General features: G+C 61.2%; 19 protein-coding genes. 4 read left to right on the top strand and 15 right to left on the bottom strand.

Annotated elements, in window-relative coordinates; translation table 11 throughout:
• Position 1: 1 nt before the first annotated feature.
• Positions 2-583, bottom strand: a complete 582-nt coding sequence (rimP, locus tag ACMUJL_RS11950; RefSeq protein WP_375568047.1) for a ribosome maturation factor RimP — start codon at positions 581-583, stop codon at positions 2-4.
• A 156-nt stretch (positions 584-739) separates the two neighbouring features.
• The gene (gene pip, locus ACMUJL_RS11955; RefSeq protein WP_068288434.1) at positions 740-1,711 is read right to left on the bottom strand and encodes a prolyl aminopeptidase; all 972 of its coding nucleotides are present in this window, start codon (positions 1,709-1,711) and stop codon (positions 740-742) included.
• Positions 1,712-1,759: 48 nt separating this feature from the next.
• Between pip and ubiG the strand changes: the two genes are divergently transcribed.
• Complete coding sequence (ubiG, locus tag ACMUJL_RS11960) at positions 1,760-2,506, top strand: bifunctional 2-polyprenyl-6-hydroxyphenol methylase/3-demethylubiquinol 3-O-methyltransferase UbiG (protein ID WP_375573918.1); 747 nt, start codon at positions 1,760-1,762, stop codon at positions 2,504-2,506.
• A gap of 5 nt (positions 2,507-2,511) precedes the next feature.
• On the opposite strand, the gene ACMUJL_RS11965 is transcribed toward ubiG, so the two are convergent.
• From ACMUJL_RS11965 to ACMUJL_RS11980, 4 genes are read right to left on the bottom strand one after another with little or no spacing between them, the layout of a single operon-like run.
• Positions 2,512-2,952 carry a MarR family winged helix-turn-helix transcriptional regulator gene (locus ACMUJL_RS11965; RefSeq protein ID WP_068288440.1) on the bottom strand — a complete coding sequence of 147 codons (441 nt, stop codon included), beginning with the start codon at positions 2,950-2,952 and terminating at the stop codon, positions 2,512-2,514.
• On the bottom strand, positions 2,945-3,781 hold the full coding sequence (locus tag ACMUJL_RS11970; protein WP_375568044.1) for a carbon-nitrogen hydrolase family protein: 837 nt from the start codon (positions 3,779-3,781) through the stop codon (positions 2,945-2,947). Before ACMUJL_RS11970 ends, ACMUJL_RS11965 begins: the two co-directional genes overlap by 8 nt.
• A 6-nt stretch (positions 3,782-3,787) precedes the next feature.
• A complete protein-coding gene (gene grxC, locus ACMUJL_RS11975; protein ID WP_068288446.1) occupies positions 3,788-4,045 on the bottom strand; it encodes a glutaredoxin 3 in 258 nt (85 codons plus the stop codon).
• A 41-nt stretch (positions 4,046-4,086) separates the two neighbouring features.
• Complete coding sequence (locus tag ACMUJL_RS11980) at positions 4,087-4,818, bottom strand: ComF family protein (protein WP_375568042.1); 732 nt, start codon at positions 4,816-4,818, stop codon at positions 4,087-4,089.
• Positions 4,819-4,835: 17 nt separating this feature from the next.
• Here ACMUJL_RS11980 and ACMUJL_RS11985 point away from each other — a divergent pair, with 17 nt between their 5' ends.
• Together ACMUJL_RS11985 and hemH are read left to right on the top strand one after the other, a co-directional pair.
• Entirely contained in the window at positions 4,836-5,657 is an 822-nt protein-coding gene (locus tag ACMUJL_RS11985; protein ID WP_416914278.1) for a methyltransferase domain-containing protein, read from the top strand.
• A 66-nt stretch (positions 5,658-5,723) separates the two neighbouring features.
• Positions 5,724-6,806 carry a ferrochelatase gene (hemH, locus tag ACMUJL_RS11990; protein WP_416914279.1) on the top strand — a complete coding sequence of 361 codons (1,083 nt, stop codon included), beginning with the start codon at positions 5,724-5,726 and terminating at the stop codon, positions 6,804-6,806.
• A gap of 99 nt (positions 6,807-6,905) precedes the next feature.
• On the opposite strand, the gene ACMUJL_RS11995 is transcribed toward hemH, so the two are convergent.
• Together ACMUJL_RS11995 and ACMUJL_RS12000 are read right to left on the bottom strand one after the other, a co-directional pair.
• The gene (locus ACMUJL_RS11995) at positions 6,906-7,088 is read right to left on the bottom strand and encodes a hypothetical protein (protein WP_068288458.1); all 183 of its coding nucleotides are present in this window, start codon (positions 7,086-7,088) and stop codon (positions 6,906-6,908) included.
• Between the two features lie 137 nt (positions 7,089-7,225).
• Positions 7,226-7,828: a L,D-transpeptidase gene (locus tag ACMUJL_RS12000; RefSeq protein ID WP_416914280.1), complete on the bottom strand. Its 603-nt coding sequence runs from the start codon at positions 7,826-7,828 to the stop codon at positions 7,226-7,228.
• 162 nt (positions 7,829-7,990) lie between these two features.
• Between ACMUJL_RS12000 and ACMUJL_RS12005 the strand changes: the two genes are divergently transcribed.
• Positions 7,991-8,503 carry a CAP domain-containing protein gene (locus ACMUJL_RS12005; protein ID WP_375568037.1) on the top strand — a complete coding sequence of 171 codons (513 nt, stop codon included), beginning with the start codon at positions 7,991-7,993 and terminating at the stop codon, positions 8,501-8,503.
• 85 nt (positions 8,504-8,588) lie between these two features.
• Here ACMUJL_RS12005 and ACMUJL_RS12010 read toward each other — a convergent pair whose 3' ends face one another.
• The 7 genes from ACMUJL_RS12010 to ACMUJL_RS12040 all read right to left on the bottom strand — a co-directional run bounded on the left by ACMUJL_RS12010 (position 8,589) and on the right by ACMUJL_RS12040 (position 15,927).
• Positions 8,589-9,089, bottom strand: coding sequence for a L,D-transpeptidase family protein (locus tag ACMUJL_RS12010; RefSeq protein WP_068288465.1), 501 nt, complete (start codon positions 9,087-9,089; stop codon positions 8,589-8,591).
• A gap of 83 nt (positions 9,090-9,172) precedes the next feature.
• Positions 9,173-9,952: an ion transporter gene (locus tag ACMUJL_RS12015; RefSeq protein WP_375568035.1), complete on the bottom strand. Its 780-nt coding sequence runs from the start codon at positions 9,950-9,952 to the stop codon at positions 9,173-9,175.
• A 34-nt stretch (positions 9,953-9,986) separates the two neighbouring features.
• Entirely contained in the window at positions 9,987-11,210 is a 1,224-nt protein-coding gene (locus tag ACMUJL_RS12020) for a class I SAM-dependent RNA methyltransferase (RefSeq protein WP_375568033.1), read from the bottom strand.
• Between the two features lie 39 nt (positions 11,211-11,249).
• Positions 11,250-13,085 carry an ABC transporter ATP-binding protein gene (locus ACMUJL_RS12025; protein ID WP_375573916.1) on the bottom strand — a complete coding sequence of 612 codons (1,836 nt, stop codon included), beginning with the start codon at positions 13,083-13,085 and terminating at the stop codon, positions 11,250-11,252.
• A 100-nt stretch (positions 13,086-13,185) separates the two neighbouring features.
• Positions 13,186-14,340, bottom strand: coding sequence for a CCA tRNA nucleotidyltransferase (locus ACMUJL_RS12030; protein WP_068288473.1), 1,155 nt, complete (start codon positions 14,338-14,340; stop codon positions 13,186-13,188).
• Positions 14,340-14,939 (bottom strand): CoA pyrophosphatase, encoded by a 600-nt coding sequence (locus ACMUJL_RS12035; RefSeq protein ID WP_375568031.1) that lies wholly within the window; start codon positions 14,937-14,939, stop codon positions 14,340-14,342. The genes ACMUJL_RS12030 and ACMUJL_RS12035 overlap by 1 nt, the downstream gene beginning before the upstream one ends.
• Complete coding sequence (locus tag ACMUJL_RS12040) at positions 14,929-15,927, bottom strand: Hsp33 family molecular chaperone HslO (RefSeq protein WP_375568029.1); 999 nt, start codon at positions 15,925-15,927, stop codon at positions 14,929-14,931. The genes ACMUJL_RS12035 and ACMUJL_RS12040 overlap by 11 nt, the downstream gene beginning before the upstream one ends.
• Positions 15,928-16,020: the final 93 nt, after the last annotated feature.

Consider the following 16,020-nt stretch of genomic DNA (forward strand, 5'->3'; position numbering starts at 1 on the left):
CTCAGTCCTCCTCGGAACCGGTGTCGTTATCTGTTTCTATGTCGTCAAATTCGTCTTCATCGATGATACCCGCCGCCTTGCGCTGGCGCAGCATCTCGCGGATCAGCTCGTCGGTCAGGATCAGCTTGGCATCGGACAGCCAGTCGAATTTCAGTCCGACAGTGCCTTCTTCGATGTTGATCAGAACTTCATCACCTTCGACGCCGGCCAGCACGCCCTTGAAACGGCGGCGCCCGTCGATCAATTCATCGGTTTCGATCCGGGCCTCGTAGCCTTCAAACGTCTCGAAATCCTTGAGACGGGTCAACGGGCGGTCGATTCCCGGGCTGGACACCTCGAGCGTGTATTCATCCACGATCGGGTCTTCCACATCCAGAACAGCACTGACGGCCGTGCTGATTTCGGCACATTCGTCGACGGAAATCCCGCCTTCAGGACGTTCCGCCATGATCTGCAGGGTCGAGGTCTTGCCGCCCATCAACCGGATACGCACCAGTTCGAATCCCAGATCCTCGATCACCGGAGTGACGATCTCGGCCAGGCGTCTGTCGATTGCAGCTTTTGCGATCAGGTCGTTGGTCATTGGTCAGGCTTGCCTTTCAGGCACAAAAAAACGGGCGCGCGGCCCGTTGATCTTTCCCGGTGGAGCGGTGGGAGTGGACCCCAACGCGCCGCTGTTGAAGGCCGTATACGCCGCAAGACCCGAGTCTGCAAGGGGTGATCGGGCCCAGCCTGTGCCCTAGCCTTCGCCGATGCGGTCCATCACCCGGACAAGTTCCGCGCTGATGCCGGGTTCTGACAGGGCGTGCCCTGCGTTGCGCACCATGTGAAGTTCCACGTTCGGCCAGCGCGCGGCAAGATCCCAGGCCGATTGCGGCGGGCATATCATGTCATAGCGGCCCTGCACGATGGCGCCGGGGATATGGGCGATCCGGTCCACCTGGTCCAGGATCTGGCCGTCATAGTCCAGAAAGGCACCATTCATGAAATAGTGGTTTTCCAGCCGGGCAAAGGCGCGCGCATATTCACCGGGGCTTTCCCCGCCAATTCCGTTGGAATGGAACGATGCCAGCGCATTCTCCCAGGCCGACCAGGCGCGGCCATATTTCGTCTCGACCATCAGATCGCCGGAAAACAGCCGCTTGTGATAGGCCGCGATCAGGTCGTCGCGTTCATCCTGGGGAATCAGATCGACGAAGCGCGCCCATGTTTCGGGCCAGAACCGCCCCGCCCCGCCGCCATAGAACCAGTCAAGCTCGGCCTTCGTGGCCAGGAAGACGCCGCGCAGCACCAGGGCCGTGATGCGATCGGGGTGGGTCTGTGCATAGATCAGGGCAAGCGTCGCGCCCCAACTTCCGCCAAAGACGATCCATTGCCCGATATCCAGATCGGTCCTGATCCTTTCGATGTCGCGTACAAGGTGCCAGGTCGTGTTGTCCTTGACGGATGCATGGGGGCGCGAGCGTCCGCACCCACGCTGATCGAACAGGATCACACGGTAGATCCTGGGATCGAAATAGCGCCGCATGGCAGGGCTGCAGCCACCACCCGGCCCACCGTGCAATACGACAACCGGCATTCCTTGAGGATTGCCCGACTGCTCCATATAGACGGTATGGCCATCGCCCACGTCGATCATGCGCTGATCGAAAGGATCGACCGGCGGATGCAGATAGTGGACTGCGCTTTTTTGGCCCGAGAATTTGTCCATGGTCGTCCTATATAACGCCTGAGAGTAAAAGAGCACATGGAGAGCAGAATGCAAGCCGGACAGACCACAGTTGATCCCGCCGAAGTCGCCAAGTTCGAAGCGATGGCCGCGGAATGGTGGGACCCGAAGGGCAAGTTCAAGCCACTGCACATGCTGAACCCCTGCCGCCTGGATTACATCACGCGTCAGATCGCGGGCGAATTCGGTCGCGACCTGAACACGGCCGATCCTTTCCAGGGACTGCGCATTCTGGATATCGGCTGCGGTGGCGGACTCCTGGCCGAACCGATGGCGCGGCTTGGCGCGGATGTGGTGGGGGCCGATGCGGCGCAGCGCAACATACCCGTGGCGCAAATTCATGCGGAGCAATCTGGCCTGACCATCGACTATCGCCATACCACGGCCGAGGACATGGCCGCGGCAGGTGAACAGTTCGACGTCGTGCTGAACATGGAAGTGGTCGAGCATGTGTCCGACCCGCTGACCTATCTGACCGCTTGCCAGCAGCTGCTGAAACCAGGTGGGTTGCAGATCTGTTCGACCATCAACCGCAATCCCAAAAGCTTTGCCATGGCCATCGTCGGTGCGGAATACGTGATGCGCTGGCTGCCCAAGGGCACGCATGAGTGGAACAAGTTCATCACGCCGGATGAATTGTTCGACCTGTTGCGCAAGGCCGGGCTTGATCCGGTGGATCGCAAGGGGTTCGTCTTCAACCCGATCACCTGGGGTTGGTCGATCTCGGACCGGGACCTGAGCGTCAATTACGTGACCGCCAGCCTGAAACCCACCTGAGGGTATCAGTCCTCTTCCAGCTTGAAGCGAAGCTCTCGCAGGATGGGGATGGCTGCGCGCACCTTTTCGTCGCCAAGCTCCGAGATCAGCTCGGCGATCATGGGTGATATGGCATCAAGCGCCGCGTCGCGGGCGCGGCGCCCCGCCGGGCTGATCGCCACCATCTTGCGGCGCGCATCGTCCCAATCCGGCCTGATATGGATGTAACCGGCCCATTCCAGCTTGCCCAGGGTATTGGTCATCGCACCGCGCGTGACGTGAAAGCTTTTCGCCAGTTGCGCGGGGGTGCGTTCGGACCCGGAACGCGCAAGGTGATTGAGCACCGAAAAATGCGAGATTTCCATCCCCTTCGGCAGTACCTTGGACAGGCGGTTCCTGACCAGCTGATCGGCGGTCAGTATCTCGCTGAACAAGGCAACGGCAAGAGAGTTGCTGTTGTCAGGCATCGGGTGGAACAAACCTTCGATCATGGGTCAAAGCGGGCACACGCGCCCTAGCTTGTGCCACGTCGCCCATCGCAAGATCAACAACAGTGACTCCCGGATCGGTTCCCGCATCGGCCAGAACCTCTCCCCAGGGCGAAATCACCATGCTGTGCCCATGAGTGCGGCGCAGGCCGCCTGTGGATGAAGGATGCAGCCCGGTCTGCGCCGGGGCAAGCACATAACACCCCGTCTCGATGGCGCGCGCACGCAGAAGGGGTTCCCAATGCGCCACGCCGGTCACGGGGGAAAAAGCCGCAGGAACGGTCAGGATCTGTGCCCCCGCCTGGGCCAACGCGCGGTGCAGGTGGGGAAAGCGGATGTCGTAGCAGACCGTCATGCCGATTTTCGCGAACCCGGCATCGGCCAGAACCGCACGATCACCCGGCCGGTAGCCAGCGGATTCGCGATATGTCTCGGTTTCGGTCACCTGAACATCGAACATGTGGATCTTGTCATACCAGGCGCAGATCGCCCCATCCGGGCCGATCAGGAACGAGCGATTGGCGAAACGCCCGTCCGCGTCCTGCGTCTTGAGGGCCAGAGATCCGATCAACAGCCACACACCCAGTTCAGCGGCTTCGGCGCGCAGCGCATCGAGGGATGGATCATTGTCCTGATCCATGAGCACTGCGGCTTGGTGCGCGCGGCTGGTGGACACGCAATTGGTCACCTCGGGGGTCAGAATGAATCCCGCGCCCTGCCCCGCCGCCTGTCGCATCATGTTCCGCACCATCTCGATGTTGGCGTGCGGATCATCGCCTGACGTCAGTTGCAGCAGCGCGGCTTTCATTCAGCTTCAACCCTGCAAGAGGGCGTCAAGCTTGCCCGCGCTTTCCAGCGCGTACAGATCATCGCAACCGCCCACATGGGTCGTGCCCACGAAGATCTGCGGCACTGTGCGACCGCCATTGGCACGCTTGATCATCTCGGGCTTGCGGTCGGGATGGACCAGGACATCGATCTCGGAAAACGTCACACCCTTCTGGGTCAACAGACGCTTGGCAGCGTGGCAATACCCGCAGAGCGGTGAAGTGTAGATTTCAACGGTTTGCATCTCGAAGACTGTCCTTTGATCACGTCCAACTTGTCCGTGATTTAAGCGTCCTTTGCAACGCGCGCCAGTGTGAGCACGAAAACTTGCGCGGCACCGGCGGCAAGGCAGGCCTCGCTGCAGGCGGCAAGGGTCGCACCGGATGTCATCACATCATCCACCAGAACAACCGTTCTGCCCGCGATGATCGGCCGCCTGGCTGTCGTGATCGAAATGGCCGCGGCAAGGGTCGCAAAGCGGGAGTCACGGCTGGTCTTGTCCAGCGATGCCGTGCGGCGGTGGCGCGTCAGAAGGTCAGGGCAATGGGACTGGCCCAGCCTGGCGGCAATGGCGGTCGATAGAAGTGCAGCCTGATTGTACCGACGCCGCAACATGCGGGTCCAATGAAGCGGAACGGGCGCAAACAGAAGGTCCGGCAACAGGATGGGTTGCGCCGCCTGGATCATCCATCCGGCGGCTGGCTGGACAATGTCATGCCTGTCACCATGCTTGAGCGCCAGAACCATCCGGCGCGCGGCGTCGCGATACAAGAGCGCGGACCGGCCACGCGCCCACGGACGGGCGACCGAAATGCAATCGTCGCAATGAACGGTATCCGCTGCATCAGCCGTGCCGGGAAGCGGAACGCCACAAAGATCGCAGACCAATCCGCCGATAAAGGCCGTGTCGCGCCAGCATCCGGTGCAAAGCCCGAAATCACTTTCGACCATGCCACCACAACACAGGCAGCGCGGCGGGTAGACAAGGCGCAAGGCCGTTTGAAACTTACCCGCCATCCGCCTATATCCCGCTGATGATCCAGACACCCAGACTGACCGATCGCAGCGCCCTGACCCGCAACCGCATCCGCGCCGGGCGGAACCCTGCCCTGTTCCTTCAGGAAGAGGCCGCCGCCGAGATCAAGGATCGCCTGGAACTGGTTAACAGGTCATTTACGTCCCCCGCTGTCGTGACGGGTCTGTCGCAGCTTTGGCACTCCGTCATGCCGGATGCGCGAATCGTCGCAGATGAAGATGTCCTTGATCTGCCTGAAGCTGCGCATGATCTGGTGATCCATGCCCTGTCCCTGCACTGGGCCAGCGATCCTGTCGGTCAACTGATCCAGGCCAGGCGCGCGCTGCGCCCGGATGGTCTGTGCCTTGTGTCCCTTTTCGGCGGCCTGACCCTGCACGAATTGCGCAGCGCCCTTGCCGAGGCCGAAGCGTGCATCACTGGTGGTTTGTCGCCGCGCATCCTGCCGATGGCCGAGATCCGCGATCTGGGCGGGTTGCTGCAACGCGCGGGCCTTGCCCTGCCAGTTGCAGACAGCGTAAGCCTGACGGTCAGCTATGCCGATCCTTTTGCCTTGATGCGGGATTTGCGGGCGATGGGCGAAGGCAATGCCCTTGAGGCGCGCCTGCGCCGCCCTACCCGCCGTGCCGTCCTCGAGGAAGCGGCAAGGATCTATGTCGACCAGCATGGCGATGGCGAGGGTCGCATCCCCGCGACCTTCGAAATGATATTCCTCAGCGGTTGGGCGCCGGATGACAGTCAGCCCAAACCATTGCGCCCGGGAAGTGCGCAGGCACGGCTTGCAGATGCTCTTGGAAGCATCGAATTGAAGCTGCAAGATTGACGATCCGCCAAGAACCTTTATGTCCCCTGCTGACCCATTCAAAATTCAAGATGAACGAGGGCCCAGATGCTGGATGCCACTTCGACCGAAACGACACAGACCAACGCCGCAAGGCCGCCAATGTCACCCGCCGATCACCCGAAGGTGGCGATGGGGAAAGTTGGTATTCTCGTGGCCAACTTGGGCACGCCGGATAACTACGATTACTGGTCCATGCGGCGTTATCTGAACGAATTCCTGTCGGATCGACGCGTTATCGACTACAGCCCATGGCTTTGGCAGCCGCTTCTGCAGCTCATCATCCTCAGCAAGCGGCCTTTCAGCAGCGGCAAGAACTACGAGTTCATCTGGAACCACGACAAGGGCGAAAGCCCGCTGATGACGATCACCAAGGACCAGACCGCCAAGATCACCGAGGCGATGAAGGCCCGGTACGGCGACAATGTCATGGTGGATTTCTGCATGCGATACGGCAATCCCTCGACCAAGTCGAAGGTGCGGGCGATGGTGGATGCCGGATGCCGCAAGATCCTGTTTTTCCCGCTTTATCCGCATTACGCCGGCGCAACATCGGCCACGGCGAACGATCAGTTCTTCAGGGCGCTGATGGATGAAAAATGGCAACCGACAGCCCGTGTCGTTGATCCGTATTACGAGCATCCGCTCTACATCGAAGCCTTGGCGCAATCAGTTGAGCGCGCCTACGCCCAGGAAGAGCACAAGCCCGAAGTGCTGGTCTGTTCGTATCACGGCGTTCCGAAACGCTACCTGATGGAGGGCGATCCCTATCATTGCCAGTGCCAGAAGACGACGCGACTGTTGATGGAGCGGCTGGGCTGGGACAAGACCCAGATCGTGACGACCTTCCAGTCACGGTTCGGACCGGAAGAATGGCTCAAGCCCTATACGGTCGAAGAAGTGGCGCGCCTTGCCAAGGAAGACGGCAAGAAACGCATCGCGGTTATTGCGCCTGCATTTTCAGCCGACTGCATCGAAACGCTTGAAGAGATCAACGAAGAGATCAAGGAAAGCTTCGAAGAGGCCGGTGGCGATCACTTCACCTATATTCCCTGCCTCAACGACGACGATGCCCATATCGCGGCGCTGAGCGCGGTGATCGAGGACAACCTCAAGGGTTGGCTGGATTGACCTGCGGCGGCGCGCGATCTCCGCGCGACGCAGATCCCGAGACAAATAAAAAAGGCGGTGTAAAACACCGCCTTTTTCTTTGTCAGTAGAGAGCTGAAATCAGCTTGCGACTGCTGCTGCAACCACTGCCAGGATCAGCAGCGGAACCAGAACGCCGCCGCCCGAGGAGCCAGCGGTTTCTTCAACAACAACCGGCGCTTCCATAACGGGCTCAGCCATGTTGCCAGCATATGCGGTGGAAGCGGCAGCGGTAACAGCAGCAGCGAGAACGAGTTTCTTCATGTTAACCTCCAGATAATCGGCTGGCGTGCAAAGCACACCAAGCACCCAAGACGTACCTCGTATTATTGTCTAAAGCAGTAATCCAAGGCAATTGCAAATCTGCACGCACCTGTTTTCAGTGCTGCAAGGGAATGTCGTCAAATTAGCAACACCTGTGTTCCAACTTTGGTCATTCCATACAATTCGGCAATATGTTCATTGTAAAGACCGATGCATCCGTTGGAGGATCGCCGCCCGATTTTGCGCGTATCATGGGTTCCATGAATACGGTAATAGGTCCAGCTGAGATACAGCGCATGTGTACCCAGCGGGTTGTCGGGACCGGGGGGCACGAAGTCGGGCCATTCCGGATTCCGCTCTTTCATCGAGGGGGTTGGCGCCCAGCTTGGGCCTTCCACCTTGCGAATCACGGAAGTGCGACCGCGCCGCGTCAGATCCTCGGACAAGGGCACGCTGGACGGGTAAAGTTTGTAGGTCGTTTGATCTTCGTCCCAGAAATGCAGCGCGCGCGAATTGATATCCACCAGCACCGCGCCGTTGCGCAGATCCGAGAAATAGGGCCGCCAGTCCAGTGTGCGGAAACTCGAGGCGTTCCGACGTACGACTTGCGACAGATCACGCTCCACCTCGACCGTATCGGCACCGTTCACGTTCTGGGCCAAGGCCGGTGTTGCAAGAAGCGACGCGCTTCCGGCAAGAAAGACGCGCCTGTTGAAGGCTGTTCCGCGGTTATCAGTCATCCAAAAACTCCAAGACAGGCAAACTGTCGACGGGGCAATCTTATTGCGTGAAAGACGCAGTCGCAAATCAAACTGGCGTCATTTGGCGCAGTCACGCCGAAGTGGGTTTAATATGCGGTTTCGGCAGGATAAAGCAGGTGGGTTAGCGCGGGAAAACTACACATGTTCAGACTTGCCGTCATTTTTGCCACGACTTCGCTTTTTCTGGCAGCCTGTGCAGCTCCACCTCCGCCCACTCTTGGGCCGGACGGCCGCCCATTGCCACGGGTCTACCGGATCTCTGCAGGGGATTCGGCTGAAATACAGTTCCGCATGCTTGATTCCGTCAATGCACTGCGCCAGGCGGCCGGCGCCGCCCCTGTCCAGCTGAGTTCAGAGTTGACGGCAGCAGCGGCAACCCATTCCCGCGACATGGCAGTTCAGAACCGGCCCTGGCATTTCGGGTCCGACGGATCTTCGCCGATCGACCGGGTCAGGCGCGCGGGCTATCCCGGTCAACTGCTGGGCGAGACGATTTCGGAAACCTACGAGACCGAGCTGGAAACCCTGGCCGCATGGATGGACGCACCGGACACCCGCCGCGTGATCCTGGAACCAGCGGCCCGCAACATGGGTTTCTCGTGGCACCAGGAAGCGAACGGCAAGATCTGGTGGACCTTGGTGGTGGGGAACTAAGACATCGATTCCTGCCGAACCGCAGGATCGCGACCAGAAAACCCCGGACACTGTTCGGGGTTTCTTTATTTTCAGATGCGCCGCGTCACGGAAAGATCGAGATCGGTGTGCCGTCCTGGACCATGGAATAGATGATTTCCATTTCCTCGTCGGTGACGGCGATACAGCCCCAGGTCCAATCGTTCTGGCCGTTCTGCCAGCGCTTCGGGCGTCCGTGAATGAAGATATCGCCCCCCGGATCACGGCCAGCAGCCTTTGCGCGGGCGATATCCGCCTCGTTGGGGTAGGAAATGCCCAAGGATAAGTGGAAACGGCTGTTCGGGTTGCGCCTGTCGATGATGTATTCGCCTTCGGGTGTGCGCCCATCCCCTTCGAACTGCTTGTGTCCGGCCGGCGCAAAACCAAGGTGAATGTCATAGGATGCCAAAGGCCGGTCAAAATGCATCAGATGCATGCGCCGCGCCTGCTTGAACACAAGGATACGCGTCACGGGCGGGCCCTTGTAGACCTTGAACTTCGAAGGGGCGCCAGCACAAGCGGACAGCCCGAAGGGTAGCGCCAGAAGGAAAAAACGCCTGTCTAACATATCTGCTCGATCTTCTTTTTTGGCAAACTGATACACGGAAACACGACCTGCAGATAGGCTGAATCGGCTTGATGGCGAAAGCGTTACACCTTGTCGCGGGCGTTCATCCGGTCCTCGATCGCCCTTAGCCGCGTCAGGACCTCGTCACGGTAAGCATCTGTTTTCTCGTTGCTTTCTTCCTGATGTGCATCCTGCATCGAGTTCACGACAAGACCAACCAGAAGGTTCACAACAGCAAAGGTCGTGACAAGGATAAATGGCACGAAGAAGGCCCAAGCGTAAGGATAAGCCTCCATCACGGGGCGCACGATCCCCATCGACCAGCTTTCCAGCGTCATGATCTGAAACAGCGAATAGGCGCTACGCCCAAGGGTGCCGAAACACTCGGGAAAACTGTCGCCAAACAGCTTTGTCGCCATGACAGAGCCTATGTAGAAGATGATCGCCATCAGCAGAAACACGCTGCCCATGCCGGGCAGGGCGGTGATGAACCCCTCGACCACACGGCGCAGGCGCGGCGCGACCGAGATGACACGCAAGACCCGCAGGATCCGCAGCGCGCGCAGGACGGACATGCCCTGCGCATTCGGCACCAGCGCGATACCCACGATCACGAAATCGAACAGGTTCCAGGCCGAGCGGAAAAAGTTGCGCCCATGGGCGATCAGCTTGAGGACGATCTCGATCACGAAAATCGACAGGCAGATGCGGTCAATCGTCAGGATCAAGGGCCCTGCCGCAGCCATGGCGGCATCGGAGGTTTCCAGCCCAAGGGTCACCGCATTCACCAGAATGACGGCGATCACGAAATTGGTCACCAAGGGTAGGGCCAGCCAATCAGCCAGTTTCGTCCGAAAAGTCATCGCTTGCTCCGGTAGGAAGTGGTCTTGCGCGGCGTCAGATATGTGGGGCCTTGAAGGCCGCCGCAAGCTCTACATGGGTCGACCAGCGGAATTGATCTACGACTTGCACCCATTCAAGGCGATAACCTGCTGACAGCAGGATTTTTGCATCACGCGCAAAGGTCACCGGGTTGCAGGACACAAAGGCAATCCGCCCGATCCGCGATTGCGCCAGCTCGCTGACCTGCGCCTCGGCACCCGCGCGTGGGGGGTCGATCACCGCCGCATCGAAGCGTTTCAACTCGTCCGGAAGCAGGGGCCGGCGGAACAGGTCACGCGCTTCGGCCGTGACGCGTTTCAACCCTTCGGCCTGCCGCCACCCCTGATCCAGCGCCTTGACCATCGCGGCATCACCTTCGACAGCGTGCACCTCGGCCTGCGCGGCAAGAGGAAGCGCGAAGGTGCCGCACCCGGCAAAGAGGTCAACGACCCGCGCAGCGCCCCCAACCGCCTCGGCGACGGACGCCAGCAGCGCCGCCTCGCCTTCGGCGGTTGCCTGCAGGAACGCGCCCGGTGGCGGGGTGACGCGCGCGGCGCCGAAGCGCTGCACCGGGGGCAACCGCATGCCCACCAGTTCGTCATCCCAGACAAGCCGGGCCAGCTTGAAACGCTCCACCTCGGCAGCCAGGGCGACCCGCAGCGGCCCGTCAAGGGGCTTGCCGCCCGTGACCATCACGTCCAGACCGCCCTCGCTCTGCGTGACCTGAACGGTCAACTCGCCCTTGCGGCTGCCACCTGTGATCGCCAGCGCCTCGGACAGCGGCAAGGCGTCCAGCAAGGCTGGCAGCAAAAGCTGACAATCGGGAATGTCGATCAACGTGTCCGAGGCACGGGCGTGAAACCCTGCCAAAGCGCCCTTCTTGGTGCGGCGGGCCGATAGGGCCGCGCGCCGGCGTGACCGGGGCGGGGATGTGAGGATGGGGCGAAACTCTGCTTCGATCCCCTGCGCGAACAGGGCCGCGCGCACCACATCGGCCTTCCAGCTGGCCACGAAGTCATCAGATGCGTGCATGACCTGGCAACCGCCGCAGGCCTTGTAGTGCCGGCAAGGGGCGGCGACACGGTTCGACGATGGCATGATGATCCGCACATCCGTCAGCCTGTCACCGGTCAAGGTGCCGGTCACGACCTCGCCGGGCAGGGTCATCGAGGCGAATACAGGGCCCTGGGCGATCCCGTCGCCCTGATGCCCCAGGCGGATGATGCGATATTCTGTCATGAGGCGCGGGATACCCCGGCGCGGGCTTTGCATAAAGCCCTATTCGGCGGCATCCCGCAGCCCGATGAAACCACCTGACTGGCGGTTCCAGTAGCGCGCATATAGCCCACCCGCCGCCAGTAGATCATCATGCGTGCCCTGTTCCACGATCCGGCCCGCATCCAGCACCACAATCCTGTCCATCTGGCTGATCGTCGACAACCGGTGCGCGACGGCCAGCACGGTCTTGCCGATCATCACACGCTCAAGCGCTGTCTGGATCGAGGCTTCGACTTCGCTGTCCAGTGCACTTGTCGCCTCATCCAGCACAAGGATCGGCGCATCCTTGAGGATCGCGCGCGCCAGCGCGATCCGCTGGCGCTGCCCGCCAGACAATTTCACGCCGCGCTCACCCAGATGGGCATCATAGCCGCGCCGCCCCTTGTGATCCTGCAGATCCTTGATGAATTCATGCGCCTCGGCCTTTTTGGCAGCGGCGATCACTTCGTCCTCGGTGGCATCGGGGCGACCATAAAGGATGTTGTCCCGGGCCGACCGGTTGAACATCGCGGTTTCCTGCGTGACCATCCCGATCCTGCGCCGCAGGCTTTCCTGTGTCACATCGCGGATATCCTGCCCGTCGATCAGGATGCGCCCCTGCTCGGGATCATAAAGCCTGAGCAGAAGCGCCACGAGGGTCGACTTGCCCGCACCGGAAGCACCGACGATCCCCAATTTTTCGCCCGGCTTCACCTCAAGTTCGATGTCGCTGATACCGCCGGCATCCCGTCCATAGGCAAAGCCAAGACCGTCAAAGCGAATGCGTCCCTCCGGCACCTGCAATTCGCTTGCGGTGGCGTCGTCATCCAGACGGGTGCGCGGCGTGAGGGTGTGGATGCCGTCTTCGATTTCGCCAATGTTCGAATAGATCGCCATAAGGGTGAAACTGACCCAGCCGGTCATCTGCGCGATACGGATGGAAACCGCGCCTGCGGCGACGATATCCCCCTCTGTCGCGGTACCTTGCGACCAGAAGATCAAGGTGCCGCCGATCAGAAGGACCGGCAGGATCCCCGCCAGAGTCATCAAAGCGACGCGAAACACGGCCGACAGCTTGCCGAAATGCAGCGAGGTATCACGAAACCGCTGCATCGCGCCAAGCGCGGCGCGATCCTCGTGATCGGCATGGGCAAACAGCTTGACCGTCTTGATGTTGGTGATCGTGTCGACAACCTGGCCTGATACCATCGCACGCGCGCCCGCCCGTTTGCCTGCGCGTTCGCGGATACGCGGCAGGAACCAGCGGATCAGCATGAAGTAAGCGGCAAGCCAGATGACAAAGACCAGCGCGACACGCGCATCGATTGCCAGCAGCAGGAATACCGATCCGATCAGCGAGGCCAGGGCAAAGGCCACGACGTTGATCATCTCGACCGCGACATCGGTGATCGCGCGTGCTGTCTGCATCTGTTTCTGGGCGATGCGGCCCGCGAAATCATCGTCGAAGAACTTGACCGATTGCCCCAGCGTCCAGCGGTGCAACCGGCTAAGGACAAGCGGATTCACATTGGGCTGTACGATGATCGAATTGGCCGCCGAGGACAGACCGAAAGCCAGCGGGCGCAGGATCAGGAAGAAACCGACAGCCCCCAGGATCATGGCCATGTTGGACGCGCCAAAGAACATGTCGGGCCCGCTGGCAACCGCGCCATCGATCACCATCCCGAGGATCAGGGCGGTCCCCGCCTCAAGCGCCCCGGCCAGCGCCGATAATCCTGCAGCGAGACATAGCGCAGGCCACGACCCCGACAGCGCCCAGCGAAAGAACGCGCCCAGCGCCTGTGGCGGCGGACCTTCGGCAGGCTGGAAAGGGTCGATACGGGTTGCGGATTGCATCATGGGTCTTTCAGTCATCGGGTTCAGGGAAGAACCTAGCCCGCAGGGTCAGCGGTCAAGAAACCCGCAATCGCGATGGGCCGCAAGGCAAGAAGCAGGATTACCCGCGATCCAGCAATTCTTCGCGTGTCAGGCGGAAACCCGACAGGATCCAGCGCTGTTTCAGCCGTTCAAGTTCGCGGCCAAGGGCGGGGCCCTCGAATTCCGGCATCAAATCAGCGGCGCGCAAGGGAAACACGGCCGCGGCACCTTCTGCGGCGGCCTCAAGGCTCTCGGGCGCAAGAGGTTGGCTCATGACGGCTGCGCGCAGTAGCAGGATGGCGCGCGCATCCTCGATCCCGTGCCGAAAACCCAGCTCGCCCGCATTCCGGCCCGAACCCAAGCCGTCGCGCAGCAGGCACAGCCTGATTTCCTCTGCACGGCTCAACCGCAGGCGACCGGCAGCCTCGGGGCCTGTCATCGAGGCAAGCCGCGCCAACCAGTCAGGCCCAACCTGCGCTTGCTGTTCAAGATGCACCAACGGCGCCAGACTGCGATCGTCGGCACCTGGCAGGATGCGTGTCAGCACGCCACAGGCGCGCATGGCCGCAACCGATGGGGCGGGATCCGGTGCCGAGAGCAGCTTGCCCATCTCGCTGCCCACACGTTCACGCGACAATTGCGCCAAACCGTCCGTGGCTTCGGCGATTGCCGACAGGGCGTTCTGATCCGGCCCCTGCGCATCATCGCCATACCACGCGTGAAAGCGAAAAAAACGCAGGATACGCAGGTAATCCTCTGCGATGCGTGCGGCTGCGTCCTCGATGAACCGGACCCGCCGCGCCATCAGATCGGGCAGGCCGCCAAGCGGATCAAGCACTGCACCCGAGGGGTCGGCATAAAGCGCGTTCATGGTGAAATCCCGGCGGCGTGCATCATCCTCGACCCGGGTTGCATAGGCTACAACAGCGCGGCGGCCATCGGTTTCGACATCGCGGCGAAAGGTCGTGACCTCATGCGGTATGCCGCCAGCGATCACCGTGATCGTGCCGTGCTCGATCCCGGTCGGCACGGGGCGCAGGCCGGCATCCTTGGCCAGTTCCATCACCACCTCGGGGCGGGCATCGGTCGCGATGTCGATATCGGTGACAGGTGCGCCGATAATGGCATTACGGACGCAACCACCGACAAACAGTGCCCTGTAGCCGGCCTGTGTCAGCATCGTGCAGACGGCCTGCGTGTGATCCGCCGTGATCCACTCCGCCGCGATCCGCATCAGCCCTGCATCCTGTCTGCCAATGCGCGCAGAATACGGGCCGTTGCGCCCCAGATGTAATAGGGACCGTATGGCACGGTGAAATAGTGCCGCCTTTGCCCGCGCCAGCGCCGCGACTGGATGATGAAACGGGCAGGGTCCGTGACATGGGACAGCGGTGCCTCGAACACCTCGGCGACTTCGCCGGGTTCGGGCCGGGGATCGAAGCGCGCGACGACGCGGGCCAGAACCGGCGTCACGATGAAGCCCGTCACGGTTTCATGCGCGGGCATGGTGCCCAGAACCTCGACATTTGCGCGGTCGAGCGCGATTTCTTCCTCTGCCTCGCGCAGGGCGGCGGCAATGACATCGGCATCGCCTTCGTCCTGCTTGCCGCCCGGAAAGGCGATCTGACCGGGGTGATGCTTGAGGGCGGATGATCGTTTTGTCAGGATCACCTGCATGCCGAACGGCCGCTCGATCAGCGGAACAAGAACGCCGGCCGCACGCAGCGGCCGACCCTCTGGCAAGACGACATCCGGGTTCAGATCGAAATCGGAAGACGGACGCCCCTCACGGCGCAATGCGTCGATAACCCGATCAAGAGGATCAGTCCGCATCCCCGTCCGTCCCTTTGGCCTCGAATCCCAGGGTCTCGGGGTCAAGGTCGTAATGGGCGCCGCAGAACTGGCAATCGGCCGTGACCCGCCCCTCGTCCGTGGTCATCTTTTCGATGTCCTTGGAGGAATAGATCGACAGGCTTTGCCGCACACGGTCTTCGGAACAGGTGCAACCAAATCGCACGGGCTGCGCATCGAAGACACGCGGCGCCTCTTCGTGGAACAGGCGGATCAGCAAATCGGTCGGCGACACGCGCGGCCCGACAAGTTCCAGATCCTCGACCGTGTCCAGAAGAAGATTGGCACGGTTCCAGTTCTCGCCATCCTCGCCATCCACAAGGTCGCGTGCGTGCAACAAGCCATCTTCGCCTGTCGCCTCTGCACCTTTGGCAAAGGGCGAGGCCTTCGGCATGTGCTGCAACATCACACCGCCTGCGCGCCAGTATTCCTTGATCCCACGCTCGGTCGATTTGCCGAAGCTGAGGGCAAAGCGGGTCGGCAACTGCTCGGACTGGGCGAAATACGCCTCGGCACAGGATGCAAGCGATCCACCGGCAAGCGGGGTGATGCCCTGATAGGGGGTCATGCCCTGGCCCTGGTCGATCATGATCGCAAAATAACCCGTGCCGATCTGGTCGAAGGGCGCCCCATCCGTCAGACGATCCGCATCATAGCTTGCATAGGCCCGGATACGTGCCGGCTCGCCTTCCTCGGACGGGCCATAGTAATCCGTGGCAATCATCCTGACAGGGCCCTTGGACTGGACCTGAAGCTGCAATTTCCAGCGCAGCTTGACCGACTGGCCGATCAACGCGGTCAGCAAGGCCATTTCAGCCACCAGCGCCTCGACCACCGGAGGGTAGTCGTGCTGCTTCAGGATACCGTCAAGCACCCCGTCCAGCCGTGCGACACGGCCCCTGATGTCCGAGTTGTCCAGCTGGAACGGCAATACCGTATCGTCCCAGGCGATTTTTGATCCAAGTGTCATGGGGTTTCCTTACGAGCCGTCTCTTGGCATACCGCGTGTATATAGGCGGGGCAAGGCAGGCACCAAGGGAATGGCTGCCACCCGCTGCGCGCA

The organism is Seohaeicola sp. (genome assembly GCF_048006315.1).
Taxonomy (GTDB): Bacteria; Pseudomonadota; Alphaproteobacteria; order Rhodobacterales; family Rhodobacteraceae; genus Seohaeicola.

Bases quoted from the DNA above. Each gene is read 5' to 3' on its own strand.
- pip (WP_068288434.1), bottom strand. From the start codon at position 1,711: ATGGACAAATTCTCGGGCCAAAAAAGCGCAGTCCACTATCTGCATCCG.
- hemH (WP_416914279.1), top strand. From the start codon at position 5,724: ATGCTGGATGCCACTTCGACCGAAACGACACAGACCAACGCCGCAAGG.
- ACMUJL_RS12025 (WP_375573916.1), bottom strand. From the start codon at position 13,085: ATGCAATCCGCAACCCGTATCGACCCTTTCCAGCCTGCCGAAGGTCCG.
- ACMUJL_RS12035 (WP_375568031.1), bottom strand. From the start codon at position 14,939: ATGCGGACTGATCCTCTTGATCGGGTTATCGACGCATTGCGCCGTGAG.
- ubiG (WP_375573918.1), top strand. From the start codon at position 1,760: ATGCAAGCCGGACAGACCACAGTTGATCCCGCCGAAGTCGCCAAGTTC.
- ACMUJL_RS11970 (WP_375568044.1), bottom strand. From the start codon at position 3,781: ATGAAAGCCGCGCTGCTGCAACTGACGTCAGGCGATGATCCGCACGCC.
- ACMUJL_RS12040 (WP_375568029.1), bottom strand. From the start codon at position 15,927: ATGACACTTGGATCAAAAATCGCCTGGGACGATACGGTATTGCCGTTC.
- ACMUJL_RS12010 (WP_068288465.1), bottom strand. From the start codon at position 9,089: ATGTTAGACAGGCGTTTTTTCCTTCTGGCGCTACCCTTCGGGCTGTCC.
- ACMUJL_RS11995 (WP_068288458.1), bottom strand. From the start codon at position 7,088: ATGAAGAAACTCGTTCTCGCTGCTGCTGTTACCGCTGCCGCTTCCACC.
- rimP (WP_375568047.1), bottom strand. From the start codon at position 583: ATGACCAACGACCTGATCGCAAAAGCTGCAATCGACAGACGCCTGGCC.
- ACMUJL_RS12015 (WP_375568035.1), bottom strand. From the start codon at position 9,952: ATGACTTTTCGGACGAAACTGGCTGATTGGCTGGCCCTACCCTTGGTG.
- ACMUJL_RS12030 (WP_068288473.1), bottom strand. From the start codon at position 14,340: ATGCGGATCGCGGCGGAGTGGATCACGGCGGATCACACGCAGGCCGTC.
- ACMUJL_RS11985 (WP_416914278.1), top strand. From the start codon at position 4,836: ATGATCCAGACACCCAGACTGACCGATCGCAGCGCCCTGACCCGCAAC.
- ACMUJL_RS12000 (WP_416914280.1), bottom strand. From the start codon at position 7,828: ATGACTGATAACCGCGGAACAGCCTTCAACAGGCGCGTCTTTCTTGCC.
- ACMUJL_RS12005 (WP_375568037.1), top strand. From the start codon at position 7,991: ATGTTCAGACTTGCCGTCATTTTTGCCACGACTTCGCTTTTTCTGGCA.
- ACMUJL_RS12020 (WP_375568033.1), bottom strand. From the start codon at position 11,210: ATGACAGAATATCGCATCATCCGCCTGGGGCATCAGGGCGACGGGATC.
- grxC (WP_068288446.1), bottom strand. From the start codon at position 4,045: ATGCAAACCGTTGAAATCTACACTTCACCGCTCTGCGGGTATTGCCAC.
- ACMUJL_RS11980 (WP_375568042.1), bottom strand. From the start codon at position 4,818: ATGGCGGGTAAGTTTCAAACGGCCTTGCGCCTTGTCTACCCGCCGCGC.
- ACMUJL_RS11965 (WP_068288440.1), bottom strand. From the start codon at position 2,952: ATGCCTGACAACAGCAACTCTCTTGCCGTTGCCTTGTTCAGCGAGATA.